This is a genomic window from Paraburkholderia podalyriae (assembly GCF_014397785.1).
GTDB lineage: Bacteria > Pseudomonadota > Gammaproteobacteria > Burkholderiales > Burkholderiaceae > Paraburkholderia > Paraburkholderia podalyriae.
The window spans coordinates 1-987 of the sequence record NZ_VZQQ01000246.1 but is presented as its reverse complement, the minus strand read 5'-3'; the positions used below and the strand labels follow the sequence as shown (position 1 = coordinate 987).

The following is a 987-nucleotide window of genomic DNA, read 5'->3' as shown; positions in this document are numbered from 1 at the left end:
CGGAGACGTTCGCGCGTCTCTGCGCTGGCATCATGAACCAAGTCTGGATAGTTCAAAATTAAATGAACCGCGGATTCGGCGTTCGTTGGACGGTTTCGCCGCAAAGCCTCATATCGTGGGTATGTGAAGTTCAACGTTACGTGGACATCGACAGCAGGAAGGCTCGCCTGCCCGCGCGTCGATGCCTTCGACCGCGCAGCTGCGATCGGCATGACGACAGAACGCTCAGCGCGCGTCGTGGACGGCCGAGGTTCGGCGCTAGCTGCTCGCAGACGGCTGGATGCCTTGTTCTGGTGGCGGTTCGACGCTGTTTTCCGGTGCTGGTTGGCCCTCTTCTTCCGGAAGTGGCTCGACGCTCTCAGCGGCGGCCGGCGAAATGCTCTTGACCACGACGGGCCGCTCAACGCTCTGCACGGCGGCCGGCGGATTGTTGTTGCCCGGGACGGGCGCCTCAACAATTGGCGCGGGGGCTCTGTGCTGCAGTTCGGTGCTCAGGCCCGTTCCGACGTTCGAGGTGGTGGTGTTCGCACTCTTGAGGACGCCGCGCGCATCGAACAGGAACACCGCCGCCGATGTGTGCGTGTCGGCACCACCAACCAGCGCCCCGATAATCGGGATGTAGTTTTCGGGGTGCGGCCTCGACGTCACATACGTGTACACGAGCAGCATCGAACCATCGTCGAGCGCGGTCTGCACTGATGCCGGGCCGAGCGTGGCTGTCACTTCCTGAAGCGTCGTCACGCCACGCCTGAAGATCGCCATCTGTTCAGGCCTCACTTCGACCCCGGCGGACATGCAACCGACAAGCAGCGCACCGCTCAGCAGCCCAAGTACCAGTCCATGTTTCATGTTGCCCCCACACCGTACTTACAATTTTAGGACGACGCAGGGTCGGCGCGCGGCGATATTAACCTGCCGCCGTTGCGCTGGATCAGTCGCGCTTGACTTCGGCGCTTCAACAGATCGATCGCCTTGAATAGGTCGTCA

At 61.9% G+C, this 987-nt stretch carries 1 protein-coding gene; it reads right to left on the bottom strand.

Features of this window, described 5'->3' with window-relative positions:
* Window positions 1–258 precede the first annotated feature (258 nt).
* Window positions 259–849 carry a hypothetical protein gene (locus tag F6X42_RS42835; RefSeq protein WP_187639761.1) on the bottom strand — a complete coding sequence of 197 codons (591 nt, stop codon included), beginning with the start codon at window positions 847–849 and terminating at the stop codon, window positions 259–261.
* Window positions 850–987 lie beyond the last annotated feature (138 nt).

Excerpts from the sequence above, each read along its gene's own strand:
- F6X42_RS42835 (WP_187639761.1), bottom strand. The coding sequence starts at position 849 with ATGAAACATGGACTGGTACTTGGGCTGCTGAGCGGTGCGCTGCTTGTC.